Source organism: Aquiflexum sp., assembly GCF_041751335.1.
GTDB lineage: Bacteria > Bacteroidota > Bacteroidia > Cytophagales > Cyclobacteriaceae > Aquiflexum.
Genome location: NZ_JBGSXS010000190.1, coordinates 1 through 4,966 on the forward strand (window position 1 = coordinate 1; position 4,966 = coordinate 4,966).

General features: G+C 36.9%; 5 protein-coding genes. 2 read left to right on the forward strand and 3 right to left on the reverse strand.

Features of this window, described 5'->3' with window-relative positions; translation table 11 throughout:
* Nucleotides 1–579: class I SAM-dependent methyltransferase (locus ACEW8U_RS10600; RefSeq protein WP_373522010.1), on the reverse strand; the 579-nt coding region annotated here is incomplete at its 3' end.
* 301 nt (nucleotides 580–880) lie between these two features.
* Nucleotides 881–1,549 carry a class I SAM-dependent methyltransferase gene (locus ACEW8U_RS10605; protein ID WP_373522011.1) on the reverse strand — a complete coding sequence of 223 codons (669 nt, stop codon included), beginning with the start codon at nucleotides 1,547–1,549 and terminating at the stop codon, nucleotides 881–883.
* Nucleotides 1,550–1,741: 192 nt separating this feature from the next.
* Here ACEW8U_RS10605 and ACEW8U_RS10610 point away from each other — a divergent pair, with 192 nt between their 5' ends.
* The gene (locus tag ACEW8U_RS10610) at nucleotides 1,742–3,112 is read left to right on the forward strand and encodes an exopolysaccharide biosynthesis polyprenyl glycosylphosphotransferase (protein WP_373522012.1); all 1,371 of its coding nucleotides are present in this window, start codon (nucleotides 1,742–1,744) and stop codon (nucleotides 3,110–3,112) included.
* On the opposite strand, the gene ACEW8U_RS10615 is transcribed toward ACEW8U_RS10610, so the two are convergent.
* A complete protein-coding gene (locus tag ACEW8U_RS10615) occupies nucleotides 3,109–4,020 on the reverse strand; it encodes a universal stress protein (protein WP_373522013.1) in 912 nt (303 codons plus the stop codon). The two genes, ACEW8U_RS10610 and ACEW8U_RS10615, sit on opposite strands and share 4 nt — an antisense overlap.
* A gap of 131 nt (nucleotides 4,021–4,151) precedes the next feature.
* Between ACEW8U_RS10615 and ACEW8U_RS10620 the strand changes: the two genes are divergently transcribed.
* Complete coding sequence (locus ACEW8U_RS10620; RefSeq protein WP_373522014.1) at nucleotides 4,152–4,742, forward strand: 2'-5' RNA ligase family protein; 591 nt, start codon at nucleotides 4,152–4,154, stop codon at nucleotides 4,740–4,742.
* Nucleotides 4,743–4,966 lie beyond the last annotated feature (224 nt).

Below are 4,966 nucleotides of genomic sequence, written 5' to 3' on the forward strand. Positions count from 1 at the left end.
GGCAGTTTTGAACCGAACATATCCAAGACCATAATCGGTATCTATAACTCCGATATCCAATAAGTTGGGATATTTTTCCAATAAGTAGGCCATGCTCTTCCACACATCCCCACACCATTCTCCCGTCCAACCCTTCGTTTGTCTCTGCTGTTCTTCTGGAGGAAAAATGTCCGCATAAATAGAGGCCGCTTCATGTGGAGGATAACAATCATGTAGGATAATGATACCATCATTACTCAGATACACCAAGGAATGCAACACGTCATGTAAGGCACCTCTGAAATTATGGAGACCATCTACCAAAACCACATCTAATTTCTCTAAGTTTTGGAGGTAAGCTTTTTGTGAATCAAAAAAAACGTCACTCTCAAGCGCAAAGTACCTTGCTTTGAAGTTGGCCGGCCATTTAAAAAGCCATTTGAACCTTCTACCAAAAGGGATTTTAAAAACAGGATCTACGGCAGTTTTGTTTTTAGCCCTGATAGGCAAAAAAGATTTGCCTGTTTGGCAACCTATTTCCAGGTAGTTTTCAAAATTTGTTTTTTGAAATATTTTCTGAATCAATTCAATTCTATCCATGAGATTGTCTTAATTTGTTCAATTATAAAGAAGGATGCAAATAGGGATAATTTGACCGAACTATCAATCTGTTGGATACTTTTAGCTAAAGAAATGGGGAATTTGGTGAAATACTTATCTATAATCTCATTGTAAAAACATCAGGACAAAATCAAAAATAGGTATGTCCGCAATTTTACCATTAGTTTAAAGAATAGAAAAATCTTCATAACATTTGATTTTATGCTTCATCGGTCATCGGTCACCTGACATCCGACCCGTAACCAAAAGAAAATTCGTCTACTGTTGGAAAAGCGGATAATCATAAATTATAAGCCGTTACCGATTTAGTCATCCCCACAAACTTCTCCTTATACATCTTTGCTCCTGGAAACAATTCCTTCATCTCACCGATTGTAAGCAGTCTGATTTCATCCAAATATTGTTGGGCATATTCGGGGTTCCATCGCATGCCTCTACTGAGTTTGGTTTTTGTGAGGATAAAATAGATCAGTTTTTTGGGCAGATATTGTGCAAACGGCAAAGCATAATGAGCTTCTATAAAAAAACGCCTGTTTGGTGTCTGAACCCAAAATTTTTTACCGACTCGGTTGATTTCTTTGGCCATCTTTTCCTGGTTTTCCCAGGTGTAAAGATGTTCAATTACCGAATTAGAAAACACCAGATCAAAACTTTTGTCGGGGTATTCGGAAAGGTTGGTGGCATCTCCCGATACTGCATGAAGTCCTGGAATATCTGTTTCTTCCCTTTCAAGATTGAGTAAAGTGATTTCTACCAGTCCTTTTTTCAGCAATTCTTTATCTTTCCAAAAATAGGCCATACCTCCAATATCAAGGATTCGAATGGGGAACGCATTACCAAATTGTTTATGGATTAATTCTTCAAAAAATATGTACCTATTATTTCTGAATCTATCACCCAAGGAACCTTTTTGATCAGATGAAGCCAACAAGGTTTTTAAATTAATCATTTTTAAAATAGAAAACTTTAGGGCAAAGATATCTATTTCAGCAAATTAATTAACTGAAATTGGTTATGCATTGATAATCTTTTATAATTTTGCCAGCAGTTCAAGTTGACTAAAACTTATTTCAATTAAATCCTTCGCGAATAAATCTTTTGTGTATCAGGAACGTAATGAAATGGTAGATTTACGATTTTTATGAAAAAACGCTTATACAAATATTCTCCGTGGGTTTTCGTTTTAGGTGACATAGCGGCGGTATCATTTTCCTTTTTTATTTCCAACTTTCTCTTTCAGCCCTTTTCTGATTTCAAAGGCTTAGATTTTTTGAATTTCCCAGTCTTTATCATGATTTGGATGGTAATTACGATCTTAAAGGAAGATTTTAAATTTGAACGTACCAGTGAACCCAATCAAACATTCAAAAAATTAATGGGTTCTCTTTCATGGTTTTTGGTGATCATTTCAATGATTTGGATGCCTTTCCATGACAATGCCCTGAGGTTGCTTTCATTCGTGTCTTTGGCAGCCATTCTGTTTTTTGTGCTGTTATTCTACAGGCTTTCATGGCATTTTTTAATCAAAAGAATGCATGTTCAAGGTCTGGATTATAGAAAAGCAGTGATTATAGGAAGTGGCGGAATGGGTAATCGTCTAGAGGATGTATTCAAGTTGAGAAAAGATTTTGGGATTAGATTTTTGGGTTATTATGATGATGATGAGAGAAGCGATAAGACAAGGGGGAAGATTGAGTCCTTTTTTGAGGAGGCTGAGACTTTAGGGATAAACCTAATTTATATCAATGAGTTTTTGGATAAAAAGGTTATCAAAAAGTTAATTTCCTTTGCCGATGACCATTTTATCAAAGTCAAGATCATTCCCAGTGGCGCCCTTCAATTGGAGAAAAATCTTTCCTTTTCAAGATATGGTGACCTGACAGTTATCAATGTAAATGAGATTCCTTTAGACCATGTTGTTCATAGATTTCTGAAACGTTCGTTTGATATCGTTTTTTCACTTTTAGTCATCACCTTTGTTTTGAGTTGGCTGATTCCGCTTGTAGGATTTTTGATTAAACTCGAATCCAAAGGACCAATATTCTTTATCCAAGAAAGAAATGGAGTCAACAATAAAGTATTTCTGTGTCTCAAATTCAGGTCAATGACTCCCAATGATTATGCAGATACGCATCAGGCAGTAAAAAATGACCCAAGAGTAACCAAAATCGGTTCATTTTTGAGACAATCGTCTTTGGACGAAATGCCGCAGTTTATCAATGTTTTGTTTGGGGACATGTCTATTGTAGGTCCAAGGCCCCACCCTATTCCTATCAATAAGGCCTTTAAAAATCAGATTGAAAAATACAATTCCCGTCATAAAATTAAGCCTGGAATTACCGGATTGGCGCAGGTGAAGGGATATAGAGGAGAAATAGAAAAACCCCATCAGATAAGGTCTAGGGTTCGCTTGGATTATTTTTACATTCAAAATTGGTCATTGATACTTGATTTGAAAATTTGTATCCTCACTGTCTATGAGTTGGTGATAAACAGAAAAAATGCCTATTAAATTTTCATCAGCGCATCAAAGAAACTCATGGTTTCACCTTTCTTTTTGAAGATCAACATGGGCACCTCATTATTAGCCTGAACGAGTTTTTCGGCAATACTGCCCAATAACACCGCTGCTGAGGAGGTACGGCCCCTACTTCCCATCAAAATCAAATCTATGTTCAGTTCTTTTGCTTTGTCTATAATGAACTTTCCCTCATTCCCATTGTCCTTAAGTACAAACATGCAGTCAAAATCCTTATGTGAATGTTTGGCGAGAAATTTTTCGTAGTCATTTCTCGCATGTGTTTCCATAATGGCAGCAAATTCATCAAATGATTTTCCTGTTTTGTAATAACCCGAAGGCACCTCGTACAAATGCAGGCCAAAGATGGTGGAGCCAAATTCCTCAGCTGCTTTGTCAGCAAACTGAAAAGTAAAATGGGAGTGGGCCGAGAAATCCATTGGCACCAGGATTCTTTCAGGAATTTTGATATTTACCAACTCGGGGATAAACATAACCGAGCAAGGGGCTTTTTGGGCTAAGGATTTTGCCAGAGATCCGCTTCCTTCCAACACTTTTTTCCTTCCCATAATCATCAGGTCAACATCTTTAATCTTGGCCCATCTCAGAACGGTGGACATGGGATTTCCTTCTTCCACCACAATTTCAATTTCTATATTCTTAGGAAATTTACTTGAAGCAAGCAGGGATTTGATTTCCGATTTGATGGCTTCATCTGCAGGTGCGATCAGGTCAGGGAAATTTTTAGTGATTTCCTCAGGAAGGGACAGGTCTTTTGAAACATGGATAAAATATATCTTTTGGATACCAAGGATTCCTGTTACAGCTGAGATTTTAGGGATGAGGATTTCATCCATTTCTGTAAGGTCCAGACCGACCATTGCCTTTTCAAAATTCTTCATAAGACTGACAAGATTAATTGAATTTCAATTTACAATTTAAAATTTTCATTGGAATAATTGTTTTTACAATTTAATTGAAACTCTTCGAAAATAGGTCACCCCGTACCCCAAAAGCTTTATATTTGTTTTAAATGGCAAATACTCCAGCAAAATATTTCATTGCTATCGTCCCTGAGGGGCCTGTGCAGGTTCAGGCAACTGCCCTAAAAGACCTGATGAAGGAAAAGTTCAACCTAAAATATGCGCTTAAGTCCCCTAGCCATATTACTCTGAAGATGCCATTTTCATGGAATGAAAATAAAGAGGGGAATTTGGGCGGTATGTTGGAAGGGTTCTTCAAAACCATTGAACCTTTCAATATTGATTTAAATGGATTTGACAAATTTGGAAATAGGGTTATTTTCATCAATGTGAAGAAAAATCAGTATCTCACCGATATGCAGTTATCATTATCCAAATTCTGCAAGACTGATCTTAAATTGGTGGAAGAACTCAGTGACAGGGCTTATCATGCCCACATGACCATCGCCTTTAAAGACATTAAACCAAAATTATTCGATGAATATTGGGAGTTTATCAAAACCCAGACGCTTAAAGAGAAACTTGAGGTTAATGATATCGCTTTGTTGAAGAAGGTTGAGGGGAGATGGGAAGTGGTGAGAAGGTTTGATCTTGGGGAAATAAATTGGTTCAAGTCTTCAGACTTAGACCCCACCATTTAAGTGTTCAGACTTCTTCCCATATCATTTCTTGCTCTCCACCAAAGTAGCATCAAAGTAAGGGATAGTGGGACCTTACCCCCTCCAAGCTTTATTTTTTTTTGAATACCACATAGGACATATAGATCACATAGCCTTTTATGAAATGTTTTTTAAGCCATTTCAAAGTGATGGAATAGTAAAACTATGTGCCCTATGCTTCTATGTGGTAAAAAGTAAGATAATAT